The 21048-nt window shown below is 61.6% G+C and carries 17 protein-coding genes; 6 read left to right on the top strand and 11 right to left on the bottom strand.

The window, feature by feature from the left end:
• Positions 1–229: 229 nt before the first annotated feature.
• The 3 genes from ACWNZ3_RS09010 to ACWNZ3_RS09000 form a co-directional block, all read right to left on the bottom strand.
• Positions 230–2584, bottom strand: coding sequence for a TRAP transporter large permease subunit (locus ACWNZ3_RS09010; RefSeq protein ID WP_496899744.1), 2355 nt, complete (start codon positions 2582–2584; stop codon positions 230–232).
• Positions 2585–2611: 27 nt separating this feature from the next.
• Complete coding sequence (locus ACWNZ3_RS09005; protein ID WP_269366329.1) at positions 2612–3502, bottom strand: TRAP transporter small permease subunit; 891 nt, start codon at positions 3500–3502, stop codon at positions 2612–2614.
• Positions 3503–3616: 114 nt separating this feature from the next.
• On the bottom strand, positions 3617–4708 hold the full coding sequence (locus ACWNZ3_RS09000) for a TRAP transporter substrate-binding protein (RefSeq protein WP_269366330.1): 1092 nt from the start codon (positions 4706–4708) through the stop codon (positions 3617–3619).
• Positions 4709–5339: 631 nt separating this feature from the next.
• Here ACWNZ3_RS09000 and ACWNZ3_RS08995 point away from each other — a divergent pair.
• Entirely contained in the window at positions 5340–7091 is a 1752-nt protein-coding gene (locus ACWNZ3_RS08995) for an acetolactate synthase 3 large subunit (RefSeq protein WP_274577205.1), read from the top strand.
• 77 nt (positions 7092–7168) lie between these two features.
• Positions 7169–7729 carry an acetolactate synthase small subunit gene (ilvN, locus tag ACWNZ3_RS08990; RefSeq protein ID WP_114276483.1) on the top strand — a complete coding sequence of 187 codons (561 nt, stop codon included), beginning with the start codon at positions 7169–7171 and terminating at the stop codon, positions 7727–7729.
• Between the two features lie 42 nt (positions 7730–7771).
• On the opposite strand, the gene ACWNZ3_RS08985 is transcribed toward ilvN, so the two are convergent.
• Complete coding sequence (locus tag ACWNZ3_RS08985) at positions 7772–8131, bottom strand: hypothetical protein (protein WP_269366332.1); 360 nt, start codon at positions 8129–8131, stop codon at positions 7772–7774.
• A 275-nt stretch (positions 8132–8406) separates the two neighbouring features.
• On the opposite strand from ACWNZ3_RS08985, the gene ACWNZ3_RS08980 reads away from it, so the two are divergent.
• The 3 genes from ACWNZ3_RS08980 to ACWNZ3_RS08970 all read left to right on the top strand — a co-directional run bounded on the left by ACWNZ3_RS08980 (position 8407) and on the right by ACWNZ3_RS08970 (position 10667).
• Positions 8407–9150: a helix-turn-helix domain-containing protein gene (locus ACWNZ3_RS08980; protein WP_496901872.1), complete on the top strand. Its 744-nt coding sequence runs from the start codon at positions 8407–8409 to the stop codon at positions 9148–9150.
• 117 nt (positions 9151–9267) lie between these two features.
• The gene (locus ACWNZ3_RS08975) at positions 9268–10428 is read left to right on the top strand and encodes an aromatic ring-hydroxylating oxygenase subunit alpha (RefSeq protein ID WP_496901871.1); all 1161 of its coding nucleotides are present in this window, start codon (positions 9268–9270) and stop codon (positions 10426–10428) included.
• The gene (locus ACWNZ3_RS08970; protein ID WP_496901870.1) at positions 10425–10667 is read left to right on the top strand and encodes a hypothetical protein; all 243 of its coding nucleotides are present in this window, start codon (positions 10425–10427) and stop codon (positions 10665–10667) included. Before ACWNZ3_RS08975 ends, ACWNZ3_RS08970 begins: the two co-directional genes overlap by 4 nt.
• On the opposite strand, the gene ACWNZ3_RS08965 is transcribed toward ACWNZ3_RS08970, so the two are convergent.
• The 5 genes from ACWNZ3_RS08965 to ACWNZ3_RS08945 form a co-directional block, all read right to left on the bottom strand.
• Entirely contained in the window at positions 10660–12069 is a 1410-nt protein-coding gene (locus ACWNZ3_RS08965) for an amidase (RefSeq protein ID WP_496901869.1), read from the bottom strand. The genes ACWNZ3_RS08970 and ACWNZ3_RS08965 overlap by 8 nt on opposite strands.
• Positions 12070–12167: 98 nt before the next feature.
• On the bottom strand, positions 12168–13292 hold the full coding sequence (prfB, locus tag ACWNZ3_RS08960; RefSeq protein WP_269366339.1) for a peptide chain release factor 2: 1125 nt from the start codon (positions 13290–13292) through the stop codon (positions 12168–12170).
• Positions 13293–13400: 108 nt separating this feature from the next.
• A complete protein-coding gene (locus ACWNZ3_RS08955) occupies positions 13401–15953 on the bottom strand; it encodes a penicillin-binding protein 1A (protein WP_496901868.1) in 2553 nt (850 codons plus the stop codon).
• A gap of 125 nt (positions 15954–16078) precedes the next feature.
• Positions 16079–17293, bottom strand: coding sequence for an N-acetylmuramoyl-L-alanine amidase (locus ACWNZ3_RS08950; RefSeq protein WP_496901867.1), 1215 nt, complete (start codon positions 17291–17293; stop codon positions 16079–16081).
• A 62-nt stretch (positions 17294–17355) separates the two neighbouring features.
• A complete protein-coding gene (locus ACWNZ3_RS08945) occupies positions 17356–18498 on the bottom strand; it encodes a pyridoxal phosphate-dependent aminotransferase (protein ID WP_496901866.1) in 1143 nt (380 codons plus the stop codon).
• Positions 18499–18580: 82 nt separating this feature from the next.
• Here ACWNZ3_RS08945 and ACWNZ3_RS08940 point away from each other — a divergent pair, with 82 nt between their 5' ends.
• A complete protein-coding gene (locus ACWNZ3_RS08940; protein WP_496901865.1) occupies positions 18581–19333 on the top strand; it encodes a DsbA family protein in 753 nt (250 codons plus the stop codon).
• Here the strand turns inward: ACWNZ3_RS08940 and ACWNZ3_RS08935 are convergent.
• Both ACWNZ3_RS08935 and ACWNZ3_RS08930 read right to left on the bottom strand, forming a co-directional pair.
• On the bottom strand, positions 19330–19869 hold the full coding sequence (locus ACWNZ3_RS08935) for a GIY-YIG nuclease family protein (protein ID WP_496901864.1): 540 nt from the start codon (positions 19867–19869) through the stop codon (positions 19330–19332). The genes ACWNZ3_RS08940 and ACWNZ3_RS08935 overlap by 4 nt on opposite strands.
• Entirely contained in the window at positions 19866–21017 is a 1152-nt protein-coding gene (locus ACWNZ3_RS08930; RefSeq protein ID WP_496901894.1) for a DNA cytosine methyltransferase, read from the bottom strand. The genes ACWNZ3_RS08935 and ACWNZ3_RS08930 overlap by 4 nt, the downstream gene beginning before the upstream one ends.
• Positions 21018–21048 lie beyond the last annotated feature (31 nt).

The following is a 21048-nucleotide window of genomic DNA, read 5'->3' as shown; positions in this document are numbered from 1 at the left end:
CTTCTCGTATCACACTGACAACATTGATATTTGTAAGGGAGGCGCTCCGAATGCGCGTCTCAATGCGCCCTCCCAGGCTCGGGCGCGTCCCTTCGTTCGAAAACGAAACGCTGAGCGCAGAAGAACGATTTACCTCCGGCGGCAGCCGTTTCCGGGTTTGTCAGCAATCTGAGGGCGCCCGCGGGCGCCCTCTCCTTTTGATAATACCCCTGCCCTGTGGCGCGACGCCTCAGTTCGGCATCAGTTCCGGCACGATGGTGACAATCGCCGGGAAGAACCACAGGATCGCCAGCCCCGCCACCTGGATCAGCACGAAGGGCACAATGCCGCGGTAGATGTGCTGCGTCGTGACACTCGCCGGGGCGACCCCGCGCAGATAGAACAGCGCAAAGCCGAAGGGCGGTGTCAGGAAGGAGGTCTGCAGGTTCACCGCGATCATGATCGTCACCCATTTCGGGTCAAAGGTGCCGCCATAGATCACCGGCCCCACGATGGGCACCACGATGTAGATGATCTCAAGGAAGTCGAGCACGAAGCCCAGCACGAAGAGCACCAGCATCACCAGCAGGAAGACGGTCAGCTCGTTGTCGAAGGACCGCAGGAACTGCTGGATGTAATGCTCCCCGCCAAAGCTGATCACCACGAGGTTCAGCAATTGCGAGCCGATCAGGATGGTGAAGACCATCGAGGTGACCTTGGCCGTTTCGCGCACCACCGGTGTCAGCACCCCGGAGGTGTAAAGCACCCAGCAGGCAAAGAGCAGCCCGAAGACGGCATAGATATAGGCGGCATAGGCCACAAAGAAGGCGACCCAGCTTTCGAAACTGACCCCGTCCTGGTTGATCCGCAGGTCGAAGTTCACGCCGACCAGGATGCAGATCACGATTGCCAGTGTCGACCAGATGATGATCTTGGGGCTGCGGTCCTGATCCTTGAGCTTGCGATAGGCGGCCAGCATGATCGCACCGCCCGCCCCCAGCGCCGCGGCCGGTGTCGGGTTGGTGATCCCGCCCAGGATCGAGCCCAGCACCGCGACGATCAGCATCAGCGGCGGGAAGACCACCCGGATCAGCTCATTTCCGGCGCAAAGCCTTGTGGCATAGACCACCCCGTACATCGCAAGGGCAAAGGGCAGCGCCATCAGCAGCACCATCACCCCGGGCGAAGTGACTGGCCCGATCAGCAGGATGTCCACCAGCAGCATCAGCACCAGCCCGATTGCGCCGAGGATCAGCGGCCTGCCGGCGGCAGAGGGCGACACGCCCCGACCGGCGCTCAGCACCAGGCCCAGCAACACGACGATGATCGCCACGCCGGTGCCGATGGGTGCCGCCGCCGCAATCTTGGCCGCAGTTTTCTCTGCAAGGGCTTCAACCGACAGCCGCTCACTGGTCTGAACGCCGCCAGCCGCGTCTATCTCGGCCTGTTGCGCCACGGCCTGGTCCCATTTGTCCTGCCCGTGCAGTTCGATCATCGCGGTCTTGCAATCCTCACCCACATTGGTCCGCAGGATCGCGGTATCCCCGGAGTCGGAGAAGCTGGAGACAACGGTCGACTGGCTGCCTACGGCACCGATGTTGCCCAGCAGGATGGTCCCGACAATCAGCAGCACAGGTGCGCCGACAAACCAGGTGAAGGCTTCGCGCCGGGTGATCGCTTCGCTGCTGGTCGTGCCGAGTTCGACCGCCGGGGCCTTCTCGGGGTTGAGCAGCGCGTAGCAGAAGGCATAAAGCGCATAGAGCACCGCCAGCAGAATGCCCGGCAGCAGCGCCGCCTGGAACAGCGTGCCGACGGAGACCACCGCCGGTTGCCCCAGGAAGGTCAGCGCATCGCTGCACCCCGCAGCGGTGGCCCGCGCCTCCTGTGCAGCGGAATAAAGATCGCCCGCAAGCGTGCCCAGCAGAACGATCACGATGGAGGGCGGAATGATCTGCCCCAGCGTGCCGGAGGCCGCGATGACACCTGTCGCCAGCTCCGGCGAATAGCCGCTGCGCAGCATCGTGGGCAGGGCCAGCAGGCCCATGGTGACAACCGTGGCCCCCACGATCCCGGTGGAGGCCGCAAGGAAGGCGCCCACAACCACGATCGACACCGCCAGACCGCCCGGCAGCGGCCCGAAGACCCGAGCCATCGTGGTCAGCAGGTCATTGGCGATCTTGGAGCGTTCCAGGGTAATGCCCATCAGCACGAACATCAGAACCGCGAGCAGCGTCTCGATGCTTTGGCCCGCGAGCACGCGTTCGTTCATCCGGTTCACGATAAAGCTGACGTTCCGGTCCAGCGCGGTTTCCCAGCCCTGGGGGAAGACAGATTGCCCCACCCGTGGCAGGTCAGGGTATCGGAAAATGGATATCGCGTCGTGTTTGACGCCGGTGCTGACCAGCGCCCGATAGGCATCCGACGAGGTGTCGATGGCCTGGTGGATCAGCAGACCGGCGCTGTCCATCGCCGCGATGATCCCGAAAGAGATGATCCCCGCGCCGCCGATGGCAAAGGCCACCGGGAACCCTGAAAGGATGCCACCGAACAGACAGATGAAAACGATAAGCAGGCCAACCTCGACCCCGTCCAGACCAAACAGCATGGGATGTCCCCTGATTACTTGCCGAAATTAATGGGTGCCTTCATAGGCTTCTTCGCCCTCGCCGAGCGAGTCGCGGTCGAGATAGCGGCCTTCGCTTTCCGGGCCTTCACGCAGTTCCCGCCAGGACCGGTAGGCCACTGCAATCGCTTGCAGGAAGACCATGGCGCAGAACAGGCACAACAGGACCTTGAACAGGAAGTAGCCGTTGAACCCGCTGGGACTGAAGCCGGTTGTCTCCACGTTCCAGCGCAGGGCGCGGGCCTTGTTGACCAGCCGGTCCAGGGAGTCTGAGGCCGAGGGATTCGGCACGATCAGGTGACGCCACATGAAGTACCAGCCGTAAAGCCATGTAAGCACGGCAAAAGGCATCATGAAAAAGACCGCGCCGAACATGTCGAGGATCTTTTTGGTTCGGAATTTCACGCCGGCATAGATCAGGTCCACCCGCACATGCCCGCCCTGCACAAAGGTATAGGCCACGCAGAAGACGATGATCATCGCGTTATAGAGCTTCAGCTCTTCGGCATACCATGAAATGTCGAATTGCAGCGGCACACCAAAACCGACAACGATGTCGGGCCGGGCAAAAATCCGTTGCATGAAGACGATGATGATCTGTTGCAGCACCATGAGCAGACCCGCCCAGGCAAAGAACCGGCCAAGCCCGTTTGCAAGCCCTTCCAGACCGCGGACCACGGTCCACATGAAGTTTGGCCGCAGCACGCAGACAAGCGTGAGGATCAGCAGCGCGTCGAAGATCACGAAGAACAATTCGATCGACGCACCGTAATAGACAAACCGCATGATCGCCGTCTTGTCGCTCCAGTCCAGCCAGAGCCCCGGATGGGTCACGGCATAGCCGAAGTTGTAGAAAGCCATCGCGATGTTGGAAAAGAACCACCGTATGCCATCGAGCATCTGGACGGACCCCTGTTTGATTGTGCCAACACAGGCCGCGTCACCCCTGTAAAGGTGTCGCAGCCCGTGCCAAGTCTAACCGAAACGCGGCCCCCGGATGGGGGCCGCATCAGTTTACTCCATTGTCGCCAGCACGCGGTTACGCTCGGAAGCGTATTTGCTGTCCGACACCGCCAGCCATTCGCCGGATTCACGCATCGACTTCTGGGCTGAATCGTGGATCTTCTTGAACAGATCGTCGCTGGTGAACTCGTTCAGAACCTCCACGGAGGCCTTGCCGAAGGCATCCCAGATGTCGTCGGAGAATTCCAGAACCTGCGCGCCGCCAGACTTCAGACGCTGCAGCGCCGGGCCGTTGTTGGCGATGAACAGCGCATAGTTCTGCTGGTGCGCATCGGCGCAGGACACTTCGATCGCGCGTTGCTGCGCAGGTGTCAGGCCTTCGAACACATCGAGGTTGGTTGCAACCGACAAGGCCGCGCCCGGCTCGTGGAAACCGGCAGGATAGTAGTAGTCGCAGACTTCCTGCAGGCCCAGCTTCTCGTCGGACCAGGGGCCGATCCATTCGGTGCCATCCAGCGCGCCTGTGGACAGGGCCTGATAGATTTCACCGCCCGGCAGAACCTGAACGGAAGCGCCCAGCTTGGACAATGCCTGACCGCCAAGACCCGGCATGCGGAACTTGAGACCGTTGAAATCGGCAGCCGACTTCATTTCCTTGCGGAACCAGCCGCCACCCTGCGCGCCGGTCTGGCCCGCGATGAAGGACTTGATGCCAAAGACTTCGCCCAGCTCGTGGTGCAGCGCCTTGCCGTCCTGACCGTAGTACCAGGTCATCATTTCCGGCGCGGTCATGCCGAAGGGCACAGCGGTGAAATATGCAAAACCGGGGTGCTGGCCGGTAAAGTAGTAGTCAGCGCCATGATACATGTCGGCCTGGCCAGAGGTCACGGCATCGAACACCTCGAAGGCACCGACGAGTTCGCCCGCACCTTTCGGGTCGATGGTGATCTGACCGTCTGTGATGTCAGAGACGTTTTGCACCACACGCTCCACCGAATCCCAGACACCGGCAAGGCCGCGGGGCCAAGTGGTTACCATTGTCAGTGTGCGTTTGCCCTGTGCATAGGCAGGTGCGGCCAATGTGGTCGCGGCGGCAGCGGTGCCGCCAAGTGCAGACGTCTTCAGAAATGAACGACGGTCCATAGGTAGATTCCTCCCGGATAGAATGCCCGTGTTGCCATTGGGGCCACGGATCGTTTCGAATAACCGCACTTTAGCGTTCAACCCGCGATATGGAACACCTTCTTCTGACTTGACGTCCATAAGATGCGTGATTTCGCGCAAAAGTTGTAACCTCGGGTCGTTTTCGTCGCTTAAAACAAAGGCTGCAGATGAATTACTGAGCGGTGGGGCTGATTTCCGCAATTTCGCGCCGAATCAGTCGCTTGCAACCCAAATCTAACGAATTGTTACACGGCGGATTCGGGGTCGCGGCGCGGGATCGCCCCATCTCGGAAACAACCCTGAACGGGCGGCATTCCCCTGCTGAAGCAGGAATCGAAAGTTTCGCCTGAAACCGGCATTGCGCAACAATATGTCGCAAAATCAGCACCGCACGACACGAAAGTGGATATTTGCCTGTTGACCCTCCCGGCGGACGAACATAATGTCGCCGCACGCTTAAAGGAGCCCCAGGGCATGACCACTCTAGTCGTCATTGTAGGACACACGCGCATGGGCCGGTAACGGTAGACCATAATCTGACCCATGCGCCCCCGCCAAAACGGGGGTTTTTTTATGCGCACCTTGAACCTGCTGAAACGGAGAAAAGCAGATGACACGCCAGATGACCGGAGCGAAGATGATCGTTCAAGCCCTGATAGATCAGGGTGTCGATACCGTATTTGGGTATCCCGGCGGCGCTGTCCTACCCATTTATGATGAGGTGTTTCAGCAAAACTCGATCAAACATGTTCTGGTGCGCCACGAACAGGGTGCCGTGCATGCCGCCGAAGGCTATGCGCGCTCGACCGGCAAGCCCGGCGTTGTTCTGGTGACCTCCGGCCCCGGTGCCACCAATGCGGTGACCGGCCTGACCGATGCCTTGCTCGATTCCATTCCGATCGTGGTGCTGACCGGCCAGGTGCCGACCTTCATGATCGGCTCGGACGCCTTTCAGGAAGCCGATACCGTGGGCATCACCCGGCCCTGCACGAAACACAACTGGCTGGTGAAAGAGACCGACAAGCTGTCGGGCGTGCTGCACGAGGCCTTTCACGTTGCGACCAGCGGCCGCCCCGGCCCGGTTCTGGTGGACATCCCCAAGGACGTGCAATTCGCCACCGGCACCTATGAGGCGCGCAAACCCTCGACCTCGCATTACCAGCCGCAGGTCAAGGGCGACCTGGAGGCGATCACCGAACTGGCCGCCGCCATCGAAAAGGCCAAGCGCCCCGTGTTCTATACCGGCGGCGGTGTGATCAACTCCGGCCCCGGTGCCAGCCAGTTGCTGCGCGAACTGGTGGAGGCCACGGGCTTTCCCATCACCTCCACGCTCATGGGCCTTGGCGCCTACCCCGCGTCGGGCGACAAATGGCTGGGCATGCTGGGGATGCACGGGCTTTACGAGGCCAATATGGCGATGCACGGCTGCGACCTGATGATCAACATCGGTGCGCGTTTTGACGACCGGATCACCGGCACGATCGACGCCTTCAGCCCCAAGTCCAAGAAAGCGCATATCGACATCGACCCGTCGTCCATCAACAAGGTCATCCGCGTGGACATCCCGATCATGGGGGATGTGGGCCATGTGCTGGAGGACCTGCTGAAGATCTGGAAATCGCGCGGCCGCAAGACCAACGGCGAGGCGCTGGCCAAATGGTGGCAGCAGATCAACGAATGGCGCAGTGTGGATTGCCTCAAGTTCAAGCAGACGGGCAAGACGATCAAACCGCAATATGCGCTGCAGCGGCTTGAGGCGCTGACCAAGGATCACGACCGCTATATCTGTACCGAGGTCGGCCAGCACCAGATGTGGGCCGCGCAATACCTCGGCTTTGAGGACCCGAACCGCTGGATGACCTCCGGGGGGCTGGGCACCATGGGCTATGGCTTCCCCGCCTCCATCGGTGTGCAGATGGCGCATCCCGACGCCCTTGTGATCAATGTGGCGGGCGAAGCATCCTGGCTGATGAACATGCAGGAAATGGGCACAGCCATGCAGTACAACCTGCCGGTCAAACAATTCATCCTGAACAACGAACGTCTGGGCATGGTGCGCCAGTGGCAGGAGCTGCTGCACGGCGAACGCTATTCGCATTCCTGGTCGGAAAGCCTGCCCGATTTCGTGAAACTGGCCGAGGCCTTCGGCGCCAAGGGCATCCTGTGCAAGGATCCCGCCGATCTGGACGATGCGATCATGGAGATGCTGAACCACGACGGGCCGGTGATCTTTGACTGCCTGGTCGAAAAGCACGAAAACTGCTTCCCGATGATCCCGAGCGGCAAGGCGCATAACGAAATGCTTCTGGGCGAAGCCGATACCCAGGGCGTCATCGACGCCAAGGGGAGTGTTTTGGTGTGACGCGATTTTTTCGAAAAAATCGGACCGGAGTTTTCGAAAACTCCGGCCTTCTACCCCTCATTCTCAGGACCTGAACAATGTCAGCACTCAAGATCAAAAAAGGCGCGACCAGCCATTCCGCCTATAACCTGCGGCCCAACTTTTCGGATGTGATCGAACGTCATACACTCGCCGTGCTGGTCGAAAACGAGCCCGGCGTGCTGGCGCGGGTCATCGGGTTGTTCTCCGGGCGTGGCTATAACATCGACAGCCTGACCGTGGCTGAGGTGGATCACACCGGGCATCTGAGCCGCATCACCATCGTGACCTCGGGCACCCCGCAGGTGATCGAACAGATCAAGGCGCAGCTGGGCCGGATCGTGCCGGTCCATGATGTGCATGACCTCACGGTCGAGGGCAAATGCGTGGAACGCGAGCTGGCGATGTTCAAGGTCACCGGCAAGGGCGAACACCGGGTCGAGGCCCTGCGGCTGGCCGATATCTTTCGCGCGAATGTGGTGGACAGCACCCTGGAAAGCTTTGTCTTCGAAATCACCGGCGCGCCGGAAAAGATCGACGCCTTTGCCGATCTGATGCGCCCGCTGGGCCTGACCGAAGTGGCCCGCACCGGGGTCGCCGCATTGTCACGGGGCGACTGACCCGGCGCCGCCACGGTGCCGCACCGGGTGCGACCTGAATGATCAGACGTTGCGCTTGCGAAACTGATGCGTGACGACCTGCGGCGCTGAGGGTGACACAAAGGACAGAATCCGCTTGTCGCCCTCCTGCCGCCTGGCGGGGGCCTGGGATGTCCGGGATGTATCGCGCAGTTTTTCCGGCAATTCCGTACAGGCCTGCTCTTGCACCAGCGCGACATCGCGCGCCTTGCGCAGTTTGCCAACGATATCGGCGGTGAAGGTCACCATGTCCCCGGCTTCAAGAAAGCCGTCGCAGAGGTCTGTCGCGTGTCCGGCACAATAATAGGCCAGATCGCCCTGGTCTTCGCACCAGAACACCGCTTTCCGGTCAACAGGATCGCTCCAAAGGACCACGCCCAACATCAAATAACCTTAACCCATCCTAGCTGTTATCTAACTACATCTCACCGAGAGTAGATATGAACAATATCCGTACGTTTGTTCCAAATAATGCCGCTCTGGCGTCGTTCTGCCACAAATTGCCGTCACACTTGACGCGGAACAGGAACGAAATATCTATCTTCAATTAATCGCGGGACATAAATCTCCGCAAACCCGCCGGATTTTTCCACCTCACTGAGAATATGGAACCAAATAAACAATCTCCTGCGCAATTGCGCAATGTTTTTGGCGCGAATTTGCGCAAGCTTGCAGAAAGCTATGCCTCGGTTTCCGACCTGTCGCGGCAGCTTTCAATCAACCGGACGCAGTTCAACCGATACCTGTCCGGCGAAAGTTTTCCCCGGCCGGACATATTGGCGCGCATCTGCAGCTTCTTTGGGGTCGATGCGCGCATCATGCTCGAACCGATCGACAGTCTCACCTGCCCGCCGGACCCGTTTTCATGCGCCTATCTGCGCAATTTCGTGGGCGCAGGCAACCGGCAGGTGTCACAGGATGACTTCCCAAGTGGCTTCTACCGGTTTTCCCGGCGCAGCTTTGTCGATCCGGACCGGTTTGTGGTCTCTGTGGTGATGGTTGGCCGGGAGGGGGGAAATACCCTGCTGCGCGGCTTTGAGACAAGAGAAGCGATGCGCATCCAGGGCCTGCCCACCGGTGCCAGATCGCGTGAATTCCGGGGTGCCGTCATGCGCCAGGACGAGGGAATCACCATCATCGCCGCGCGCAGCAACGCAATGACGGTGTCTTTCAACCATCTCAGCCGCGCCGCATCCTTCGAAAACAATTTCTGGGTGGGTTATGTCACCCGGACGGTGCCGGAATCCGCAGGTGCGTTGCGGGTGACCCGGCTGGTCTATGAATACCTTGGCGAAAAGATATCCGATGCCCTGCCCGCCGCCCGCAGCGCAGGGCTGAAGGAACTGGACCAGTTGCAGCCCTTCCACAAACACCTGCTGCGCCCCCATATCCCGTTTTCCTGATCCGCCACCGCCAACAGCCGCCGCAGGGGCATGTCGCCGGTGATAAAAACGGGTCGCTGCCGGAAATACGGCTGCGCGCGCCATCTGCTAGCCTCAAGCCAGCAGCAGGAGAGCAGCATGGCCCAGCACCGGACCGACCTCAGAAATGTCAGACGCCCGATCGAACAGGCCAATGGCCTGCCGAATCCCCATTACATCGATCCGGAGGTTTTTGCCGAGGAACGCCAGGCGGTGCTTTTCGACAATTGGGCGGGGCTGGCCGTGACCGCGGATGTGCCCGACATCGGCGACGCCGTGCCGCTCAGCTTTCTGGGCATGCCCCTGCTGATCGTCCGCGACCGCCAGGGCGAGGTGCGCGTGTTCCAGAACACCTGCCGCCACCGGGGCATGATCCTGGTCGAGGAACCGCGCAACATCGAGGGCGCCATCCGCTGCCCCTATCACAGCTGGTGTTATGCCACCGATGGCCGGCTGGTCAGCACCCCGCATGTGGGCGGTCCCGGTCAGAACACCCATAGCGGGATCGACCGTGCGCTGCTGGGTCTGGTGGAAATCCGCAGTCACATCTGGATGGATGTGATCTTTATCAATGTCTCCGGTCAGGCCCCCGCCTTTGCCGATGCCCATGCCGACCTGCTGGCCCGCTGGGCCGAATTCGACCAGCCCCTGTACCATGGCGGCGCGGAAAGCCGGTTTCAGATTCCCGTCGACTGCAACTGGAAGCTGGCGGTCGAAAACTACTGCGAAAGCTACCACCTGCCCTGGGTCCATCCCGGCCTGAACAGCTATTCCCGGCTGGAGGATCATTATCACATCGAGGAACCGGGGCGGTACTCCGGCCAGGGCACGCTGGTGTACCGGCAGCTCAAGGACGAGGCGGGCCAGAGCTTTCCCGATTTTGCCGGCATCAGCGACAAATGGGACACGGCCGCGGAATATATCACCGTCTATCCCAATGTGCTGATGGGCGTGCACCGCGACCACAGCTTTGCCATCATCCTGGTCCCTGAAAGCCAGGCGCATACGGTCGAGCATGTGCATATCTACTACGCCCGACCCGACACCGACCCGGCCCTGCGCGAACGCAACGCCAAACAATGGAGAGAGGTCTTTGACGAGGACGTCTTTGTTGTCGAAGGCATGCAGCGGGGGCGGCACGCGCCGACCTTCGATGGCGGAAGGTTCTCACCCGCGATGGACGGCCCGACACATCTGTTTCACGATTGGGTCGCGGCACAGATCGAACGGCACCGCAGCCTGCCACAGGCCGCCGAGTGATCGCACTGGAACGGGAATTGCTGGCGGCCCATGCCGCCAGGGATCTGCGGGCCCTGGTAACTCTCTACCAACAGGCCGCGGCCCAGGCCAATGCGCCGGAACGCGCGGCGTTCTACCTGACCCACGCCCATGTCTTCGCGCTTGAGACCAACCACCCGGATGCCGCAGCGCTGCGTGCGCAGCTGGTGGCGCAGGGCCGCGAAAGCGCCCTGCCCGCGCCAAGCCCGCCGTTCAGATAACGGGGGGTCTTTTCTGCGGCCAGCCGGTCGCGCCATGCCATTGCTGCGCCAGTTGCAACAGGCGCGCGTCGCTGCCGCGCCGCCCGATCAGCTGCAGACCCAGCGGCAATCCGTTGTCGTCAAAGCCTGCCGGGATGTTCACCACGGGCAGACCGATCAGGCTGGCTGGCACGACAACCTGCATCCAGCGGTGATAGGTATCCATCCCCTGCCCGGCAATCTGCACCGGATGGGTCAGGGTCACGTCAAAGGGCCAGACCTGCGCCGAGGGCAGCACCAGCACATCCAGCCCGTCAAAGAGCCTGGCGGCAGATCTGAACCAATCCGACCGCACCTCGCTTGCGCGGTGCACCGTCATCGCATCCATCGCCAGCCCGCGCGCCACCTCCCATTGCGCGGCCTCCTTCAGCGCATCCCGCGTCCTAGGGTTCAGGTAGATCTCTGCCAGCCCGGTCGCCACGGAAAAGGACCGCAGGGTGATCCAGCTGTCCCAGATCGCATCGGCAGAGAATGGCGCCCCCAGCGCCTCGACCGCATGGCCGAGGCCCGTCAATTGCGCCAGCGCCGCCTCGCTCCCGGCCAGGATGCCGTCTTCGAATGGCAAGGCACCGCCCCAATCCCCCAGCCAGCCGATCCGCAACCGCCCCGGCGGTGTTGATATCCCCGGCAGCCTGTCCGCCGGGCTGCGCCCATGCGGGTCGCGCGGATCGGCACCGGTCATCGTGTCCAGCAAAGCCGCAAGGTCCGCAGGGCTGCGCGCCATCGGGCCAAGTGTCGCCAGTTGATGCAGGAACATCTCCCGCGCCGGTTCCGCCGGCACATCACCCCAGGAAGGCCGCATGCCATAGACGTTGTTCCAGCCCGCCGGGTTGCGCAGGGATCCCATCATGTCGGAGCCATCCGCGACGCTCAGCATCCGCGCCGCCAATGCCGCCGCCGCCCCGCCGGAGGAGCCGCCCGCCGACCGGGTGGCATCATAGGGATTGGTGGTGGCCCCGTAGACCGGGTTGAAGGTATGGCTGCCAAGGCCGAATTCCGGGGTATTGGTCTTGCCGATGATCAGCGCCCCCGCCGCCCGCAGGCGACTGACAATCAGGTCATCCTCCGGCGCGACCATATTCGCAAACAGCGGCGAGCCGCTGGAGGTGGTCAAACCCGCCACATTGGCCAGATCCTTGATCGCCATCGGAATGCCGTGCAGCCATCCCTTGCGCGGGGCCGCATCCGCCGCCCGCGCCTCCGCCATCAGCAGATCCGCGTCGCGCAAGGCCACCACCGCATTCACGGTCCCGTTCACCGCCGCGATCCGCGCCAGCGTGGCCTGCATCAGCTCTGCTGCACTCAACTCGCCCGCATCAATCGCCGCCGATTGCGCAAGCGCATCCATATCCAGAATATCCATGAAAACACATGAGCACTTCTTCACAAGAAGGTGCAATCCCCCTGCTGCTCAATGCTCAAAACAGGCGTGGGGTCCGGGGGCAAAGGCCCCCCCGACGCTCAACTGCCCTGCGCTTCGGCCCGGCTCTTGCCGCTGACGGCCAGCGCCAGCGTGGCCCCCATCAGCCCGTCAAGATCACCGTCCAGAACCCCCTTGGTGTCCGAGGTCTCGTAGTTGGTGCGCAGATCCTTGACCATCTGGTAGGGCTGCAAGACATAGGACCGGATCTGATTGCCCCAGCCCGCATCGCCCGCGCTTTCATGGGCCTCGTTCACCAGGGCGGACCGTTTGTCCAGTTCCAGCTGGTAGAGCCGTGATTTCAGCGCCTTCATCGCGATGTCGCGGTTCTGGTGCTGGGATTTCTCGGAGGAGGTCACCACGATGCCGGTGGGGTGGTGGGTGATCCGCACGGCGGAATCGGTGGTGTTCACGTGCTGGCCGCCCGCCCCCGAGGACCGGTAGGTGTCGATGCGGATGTCAGAGGGGTTCACTTCGATCTCGATGTTGTCGTCCACCACCGGATAGACTTTGACCGAGGTAAAGGAAGTATGCCGCTTTGCCGCTGAATCGAAGGGGCTGATCCGCACCAGACGGTGCACGCCGCTTTCGGATTTCAGCCAGCCATAGGCATTATGCCCCGCGATCTTGTAGGTGGCGGATTTGATGCCCGCCTCTTCGCCGGCACTCTCGGCCTGAAGCTCGACCTTGTAGCCCTTCTTTTCCGCCCAGCGGACATACATCCGCGCCAGCATCTGCGCCCAGTCGCAGCTTTCCGTGCCACCGGCACCTGCGTTGATTTCGAGGAAGGTGTCATTGCCGTCGGCCTCGCCGTCCAGCAGCGCCTCAAGCTCTTTCTGCGCGGCGGTCTCGGCCAGCGCCTTGAGCGCGCGTTCCGCGTCGGCGACCACCTCGGCGTCGTCTTCCATCTCGCCCAGTTCGATCAGTTCGATGTTGTCGGCCAGGTCCTGCTTGATGCCCTCATAGGTGTCGATGGCATCCACCAGCCCCTGCCGGTCGCGCATCAATTTCTGCGCCGCCTCCGGGTCATCCCAGAGGTTCGGGTCCTCGACGCGGGCATTGAATTCTTCCAACCGGTGCTGGGCGGTCTCCACGTTCAGCCGTTGCGCCAGCAATTCCAGCGACTTGCTGATTTCATCGACGGTGTTTTGTACCTCTGCGCGCATCTTCGCCTGCCTTTGATTGGGTTCCTCGCAGATAAACCAGCACCGCGGCAGGGACAAGCCGTCGGGTGGGGTTTGCAGCGCGACACCGCTTTGCCGAAAGGGGTGGCCTTAGTACAGGCCGCCCGAGGACAGCGTGCCAAAGCTCGCCTTCGGCCCGACCGTCGCCTTGCGCCCGGTCGAGGTGGTCACCTGCCGCCCGGACTGGCCTACTTCCTCCACCAGCGGCAGATCGGCCCCCATGGCAAAACCGCCATCGAAGGTGATGCCGAAAATCGGCTCCTCGCCATCGCGGAAACATTCGGAAACCACATTGGGGCCCGATGCGCTGTCGCTCAGCCGCGCGCCGGAAAAACGGTCGATGTTGATGAAGACGCATTGCTCCGGCACCTTGAAATCGCCGCCGCCGTATTTCTTGACCGCCTCGGTCATGAAGCGCTGGAACGCCGGCGCACAAAGCCGTCCGCCACCCGCGCCCCGGCCCATCGGGCGCGGCTGGTCATAACCGATGTAACAGCCCGCCACGATGTTCGAGGTGAAGCCGACGAACCAGGCGTCCTTTTCGTCATTGGTGGTCCCGGTCTTGCCCGCCGTGGGCACCGGCAGGTTCACGGCGGAACGCGCCGTGCCCCGTTCCACCACGCCACGCATCATCGAGGTGAGCTGATAGGCGGTCACCGGGTCCATCACCCGCTCGCGGTTGGAGATGATCCGCGGGGCGCTGCCCGCAGGCAGGCTGGCGATCTGGCAGTCGTTGCAGATCCGCTGATCGTGTTTGTAGACCGTGCGGCCATAGCGGTCCTGCACCCGGTCCACCAGGGTCGGCTGCACCCGCTCGCCGCCATTGGCGAACATCGCATAGGCGCTGACCATCTGGTAAAGCGTGGTTTCCTGACTGCCAAGCGCATTGGCCAGCACCGGGGCCAGGTCGTCATAGACACCAAAGCGTTCGGCATAGCTGCCCACCACGTCCATGCCCACTTCCTGGGCCAGACGAATGGTCATCAGGTTGCGCGACTGTTCGATTCCGGTGCGCAGCGGGGTCGGCCCGTAGTAGCGGTTGGAGGCGTTCTTGGGCCGCCAGACCCCCTGCGGCGTGTTGATCTCGATCGGGGCGTCCACCACGATGGTCGCGGGGGAATAGCCCGAATCCAGCGCCGAGGCATAGACGAAGGGCTTGAAGGAGGAGCCGGGCTGCCGCTGCGCCTGCGTCGCGCGGTTAAAGACCGAATCCTGATAGGAAAATCCGCCCTGCATGGCGATCACGCGGCCTGTGTTCACGTCCATCGCAACAAAGGCGCCCTGCACTTCCGGCACCTGCCGCAGCGTCCAGCGGATAAAGGTCCCATCCGCATCCGCCGTCATCCTGCGCACCAGCACCACATCGCCGACTTCAACCAGATCACCGGCCACACGCGCCTTGCCGGCCAGCTTGCCGTTCTCCAGCCGCTTGCGGGCCCATTGCACATCCTTGGCCGGAATCCAGTGGCCATCCGCGACTTCCTCGACGCCCTCGATGCCGATGCGCGCATCGCTGGCGCCGACTTCCAGCACCACAGCCGGATACCATTGATTCTCAAGGTCGATGTCGCGTGGCACCCGGATGTCCGCCAGCGCGGCGCGCCAGCTTTCCTCGGAGTTCAGTTGTTCCGCGGCAATCTTCTTGCCGGTGCCATGCCAGACACCCCGCCCCCGGTCATATTGCTCAAGCTGCTCGCGCAGGGCATTGGCGGCAAACGGCTGCATCTCGTTGTCGATGGTGGCCCGCACGGTCAGCCCGCCGGTAAAGAATTCGCCCTCGCCAAAGTCGTTGGACAGCTGGCGGCGGATTTCGTCGGTGAAGTAATCGCGCGGCGGCAGTTCTGCCTTGAAACTCTCGAAATCGCCATTCTGTACCGAGCGCAGCGGCTGCGCACGCTCGCTTTCGTAAACCGCTTCGGAGATATAGCCGTTGTCCTCCATCTCCTTGAGCACATAGTTGCGCCGCGCCAGCAGGCGGTCCTTGCGGCGCACCGGGTGGTAATCCGACGGGGCCTTGGGCAGCGAGGCCAGGAAGGCCGCCTCATGCGGGGCCAGTTCGGCCAGCGTCTTGTTGAAATAGGTCTGGCTGGCCGCCGCCACGCCATAGGAATTCTGGCCGAGGAAAATCTCGTTCAGGTACAGCTCCAGGATCTTTTCCTTCGGCAGTGTTTCCTCAAGCCGCGCGGCGAGGATGATCTCCTTGATCTTGCGTTCCGCCCGGCGGTCACCGGACAGCAGGAAGTTCTTCATCACCTGCTGGGTGATGGTGGAGGCACCGCGCACCTCGCGCCCGCGCGACCGCACCGCGTCGATGGCCGCCGCCGCGATGCCGCGCAGGTCATAGCCCTCGTGGGTGTAAAAGTTCTTGTCCTCGGCAGAGATGAAGGCCTGTTTCACCAGATCGGGGATCGTGTCAGCGGGCGCGAACAGCCGCCGCTCCTTGGCGAATTCGTCGATCAGACGGCCCTGCCCCGAATAGATCCGGCTGATTGTTGGCGGCGTATATTGCGCCAGGCTTTCGTGGCTGGGCAGGTCGCGGCCATACATCCAGAAAATCGCACCGATGGTCAGCGCCACCATGCCGATGCTCATCGTCAGGGTCGTAAAGATGCCGCCAAAGAATGACAGGATGAATCGGAACACGGCGCACAGCCCTTCTGGTCGCGGGAAACTGAGCGGACTTATATCTGTCCGCGTCGGAATGGTCAAAACGGCAAAACCCCTGCATTGGGCCGTTTGCCGCCCAAAAGCCGTTAGGTTCTGGAGTGTTATTGTCGCACCAAGGGCGCGCGCGCCTCGTCCGCGTCGCGCCAGGCCAGAATCGCATCCGCCAGACCATTGACCATGACCGACCGCCACACCGGATCGCGCAGGTTGTTCAGGTCGCGTGGATTGCTGAGGAATCCCACTTCGATCAGAACCGACGGGATATCGGCCGATTTCAACACGGAAAAACCCGCGCGGCGCAGCGGGCGGCTGTTCATCGGGCCACCGGTCTTGGCCATGCCCTGCACCAGCACCTTTGCCAGGGCTGCGGACCGGGGCTCTGTCTCCTGCCGCGCGAGGTCCAGCAGGATGCCCGCCACCTGGTCATCGGAGCCGGTCAGATCGGCACCCGCGATGATGTCGGCCCGGTTATGGCGCGCCGCCAGATGTTCCGTCGCGGCATCGCTGGCCTCGTCCGACAGGGTATAGACCGTCGCCCCCTTGGCGCCGCCCTGGCTGAGGCTGTCGGCATGCAGCGAGATGAACAGATCGGCATCGCGCTGATGGGCGATGGCCACGCGGTGTTCGAGTGCCACAAAGATGTCTTCGTCACGGGTCATCACGACCTCTATGCCCGCGCGCACCAGCGCATCGCGCAGCGCCCGTGCAAAGCTCAGCATCAGGTCTTTTTCGGCAACCCCGTCGCTTTCCGCTCCGGGGTCGATGCCGCCGTGGCCGGGGTCCAGCACCACCACGAAACGGTCCTTTTCAGGGTTTTCGGGCTTGGGCGGGGCAACCAGCGCCCTGGTCCAGGCCGGGTCCACCGGCGCGCCGGCGGCGGCGGCATAGCTTTCGGCGTCCACTTCCTTCAGGTCGATCTCAAGCGTCGCGGTCCCGCTTGCCGCATCGACCGGCATGCCGATCTCGGTCGGGATCATCGGCACCGCCAGATCCGCCACCAGCCGCGACCAGCCGGGCTGGAACGCGCCGAACCGCACGGCAGACACGCGGCCCGGTTCGGCCAGCAGCATCTGCGGGCTGATCCCGGCCCAATCCGCCTCGCGGAAATCGACAACCAGGCGCGCGGGATCATCCAGCAGGAACACCCGGAACGGCACCCCCTGGCTCAGCCCCAGCCGCAGGTCGGTGCGCCCGAACCAGCCATCGGTGATCTCACTGCGCGCGCCGTCCACACGGGCCAGCGCGTTCAGCTCCTGCGTCAGGGCAGGCCCCGCCCAGATCGTCAAAGCCAGAAATGTCGAAAATAATGCCCGCATGTGCCACCGCTTGACGCTGTTGTTGTGGCAAAGCTAGCATCAATGCCACCCTGCCGCCAGCCTCAGCGCGCGGCCATGAACGCCTTGAGCCGTGCCAGTCCCTCGGCAATATCCGCGGTACTGCGGGCATAGGAGAACCGCAGGGTCGAGCCCCCCCGCGCCGGGTCGAAATCAAGCCCCGGCGTCACCGCAACCCCGGCCTTTTCAAGAATCTCGGCGGCAAAGCTGCGGCTGTCATCGGTCAGGTCGGACACATCGGCATAGACATAGAAGGCGCCGTCCGGCGGGGCGATCCTGGTGAACCCGGCTTCGGTCAGCCCCTCCAGCATCAGGGTGCGGTTGGCGCGGTAGACATCCATGTTGCCCTGCAGTTCCGCATCGCAGTCCATTGCGGCCAGTGCTGCGATCTGGCTGGCATGGGGCGCACAGATGAACATGTTCTGCGCGATGCGTTCGATGACGCGCACATGATCCTCGGGCACCACCATCCAGCCCACGCGCCAGCCGGTCATGGAAAAATACTTGGAAAAGGAATTGATCACATAGCAGTCGTCGGTGACCTCCAGCGCGGTGACCGCCTTCTTGTCATATTCGATGCCGTGATAGATCTCGTCCGAGATGAAGGAGGTGCCCGCCGCATCGCAGGCCCCGACCAGCGCCGCAATCGCGTCGCGGTCCAGCATGGTGCCGGTAGGATTGGCCGGCGAAGCGACCATCAGCCCCGCCAGGTCCATGCCGGAAAAATCAGCCGGAACAGGCTGATAGCGGTTCTCGGGCGATGTGGGCAGGTCAACCGGCTCCAATGCCAGCGCCTTGAGGATCTGGCGGTAGCTGGGATAGCCCGGCGCGCCGATGCCAACCCGGTCGCCGGTATCGAAAAGCGCGGTGAAAGCCAGGATAAAGGCCCCCGAAGAGCCCGGCGTGATCACCACCCGGCCCGGATCGAGATCGACATTGTACCATTCGCCATACATCTGCGCGATGCGCGCGCGCAGCGCGGGCAGCCCCAGCGCGACAGTATAGCCAAGCGCGCCCCGATCCATCGCCTGCCCCAGTGCCGATACCGCCCCCCGGGGTGCGCCGGTGCCGGGCTGGCCGACTTCCATATGGATGATGTGACGGCCTGCGGCCTCTGCCGCCGTGGCGGCCTGCATCACATCCATCACAATAAAGGGATCGACGGCCGACCGGGTTGAACTTCGCATGGGCTTGCTCCTAATGTTGCGCAACGTTTCACCCTGTCATCGGTGCGCCGTCAACCCGCGCCCCTAGGAAAGATTTGCCATGATGCCCCGCCTGTTCGCCCCTGTCTCAGCCGTCGTCCTTGCCGCCGCCCTGGCCCTGCCTGCCAGCGCCATGGACCTGACCGAACTGACAGAGGCGGAGCGCGCGCAGTTCCGGGCCGAGGTGCGCGCCTATCTGATGGACAACCCCGAAGTGATCATGGAAGCGGTGGAACTGCTGCAAAGCCGCGAGGCCGAAGCCCAGGCCCAGGCCGATGTGAACATGGTTTCCGACAATGCCGCGGCGATCTTTGACGATGGCTATTCCTGGGTTGGCGGCAATCCGGAGGGCGACATCACGTTGGTCGAATTCCTGGATTACCGCTGCGGTTATTGCAAACGCGCCCATGGTGAAGTGGCCAAGCTGCTGGAAACAGACGGAAATATCCGGATTATCGTCAAGGAACTGCCGATTCTGGGTGAGGATTCCGTGCTCGCCTCCCGCTTTGCCATCGCCACCAAACAGGTCGCGGGCGGCGATGCCTACAAGGCGATGAACGATGCGCTGATGGCCTATAGCGGCTCCATCACCGTGCCGGCGATGCGCCGGATTGCGGAAACGCTGGATCTGGATGCGGATGCCATCGAGGCGCGGATGGACAGCGAAGAGGTGACGCAGGAGATCGCGCAGACCCGCGCCCTGGCGCAGACGCTGCAGATTTCCGGCACGCCGACCTTTGTGGTGCATGACGAAATGCTGCGCGGCTATCTGCCCTATGACCAGATGCGCGCCATCGTGGACGACAAACGGGGCTAAAGAAACTTGCTATGATATCTGATCAGGCGTTCAAAGTGTGCATTCAGCGAACGTTTGAGATGAGCCGCGTCTTTCACATTGAGAATGTAGTCAACCAAAAGATTATATTGTTGGATTTGCCGGGGCAGTCGCTGGGCAGGCATGAGCCGCTGGCGCAAAGTCGCGTCATCAATGATCTGGACTGTCTGCTTTGCCGGTCTCGCTACTGATCCATCCGGTGTCGACAGACTTTTTCCGTTCATCAACGGCATTTCCGCATCATATTTAGCAAAAATCGCGGCTTCGAGGTTAGAAATTTCGGCCACATCGTCAAGTGGCCACGCCCATACATAAGCGATTTCCCAAACATCAATCTGCCTGTTCGCAATCACATCAGAACGCGCAGATGTCAGGTGGCGACGTACCCTGGTACGAATGCCGTCGACGGACTGGCCAACGTAAATCGGTTGGGCATCTAAATCGCAAAGCGCATAAACGCCGACCTTGTCGGTCAGGTTACGCAGAACGGACGACCGAAACTTCTGAGCAGAACTCACGCCGCGTTCCGTTGCTTGGAAATCAACAGAAACGGCCGAAAAAACTGCTCGTCCAGATAGCGCACAACAGGGACGGCTACGCCATCGCCAGCGACCTGATAGGCTTGATTGTAGCGCGAAGGCATCCGGAAGGTATCCGGCAATCCCATAAGCCGCCCCACTTCACGAGATGAAAGCAACCGGGCCTTTACAGTCCCTTCTTCGATAATCACAATGGTCTGGCGCGAAGAACCTCCAGTAGGGGTACGAAGGCAGCCTGCCAGACCGTCAAATCTAATCTCTGCCCGTTGCCGCACCCGGCCAGTGCCATCTGGCCGACCCCGTTTGTAAAGCATCCCAATCTGGCGCCCCCCCCGTTCTTTGGCATCCTCAACACGTTTCAGATTTGGTTCAGACATCATACTGAGAAGATAATTGACTTCCACATCCGTTAGCCAATGCGTATCCGGTTCATCATCCACCAAATCGATCAGGCTGTTGCGTGATGACCCGCCTTCGGTGTGTTTCCACCATACCCATCTTTCGCGAATTTCATTGCAAGCGGAAGAGACATAGGATTTCAGCCGGTCCGAATGATAAGGTCCGCTTGCGCCATGTTCCCGAAAGCCCGATATATCGAGGTCATTGCGAACGGCGATGACGAACAGTCTCGGACGGCTTTGCGGTAAAAAACCGCTTGCATCAATTTCCAGCGCACCGACGGAATAGCCCAGTTCACTTAACCGGAGTACAACTGCGGAAAAATCCCGTCCGTTGTCGCGGGAGATCAAGCCGACGACATTTTCAAATGCGATGATTTTCGGCGCAAAACCGCTCGAAACACTCTCTGAAATCTTTTCTGCCCAAACAGCGAATACACCGCTCCTCTCACCAACCAAACCTTTGCCCTTACCAGCCAGTGAAAAGTCCTGACATGGGCTGGAGGCCCAATACAAGTCAATCGGTTGGCGAAGAAACTGATCATTCAAATCCGCAATATCGCCCTCAACAAGGCCAACATCACCCCAATTGCTCCGGTAGACCCTGCATTTCATCGGATCAATATCGTTTGCCAGAACGCATTGCCAAGTTTCGCCAAGTGCGGCACGCACCATCCCTCCGCCGCAGAAAAACTCGGCATATCGTGGGGTTGTATCCAAATCTGACACCATATCTATTGCTATAAAAGCCAGTCTGACT

Source organism: Sulfitobacter sp. IGS-18 (assembly GCF_059628195.1).
The sequence above is the reverse complement of the archived record's forward strand: the minus strand, read 5'-3'. Positions and strand labels throughout refer to the sequence as shown.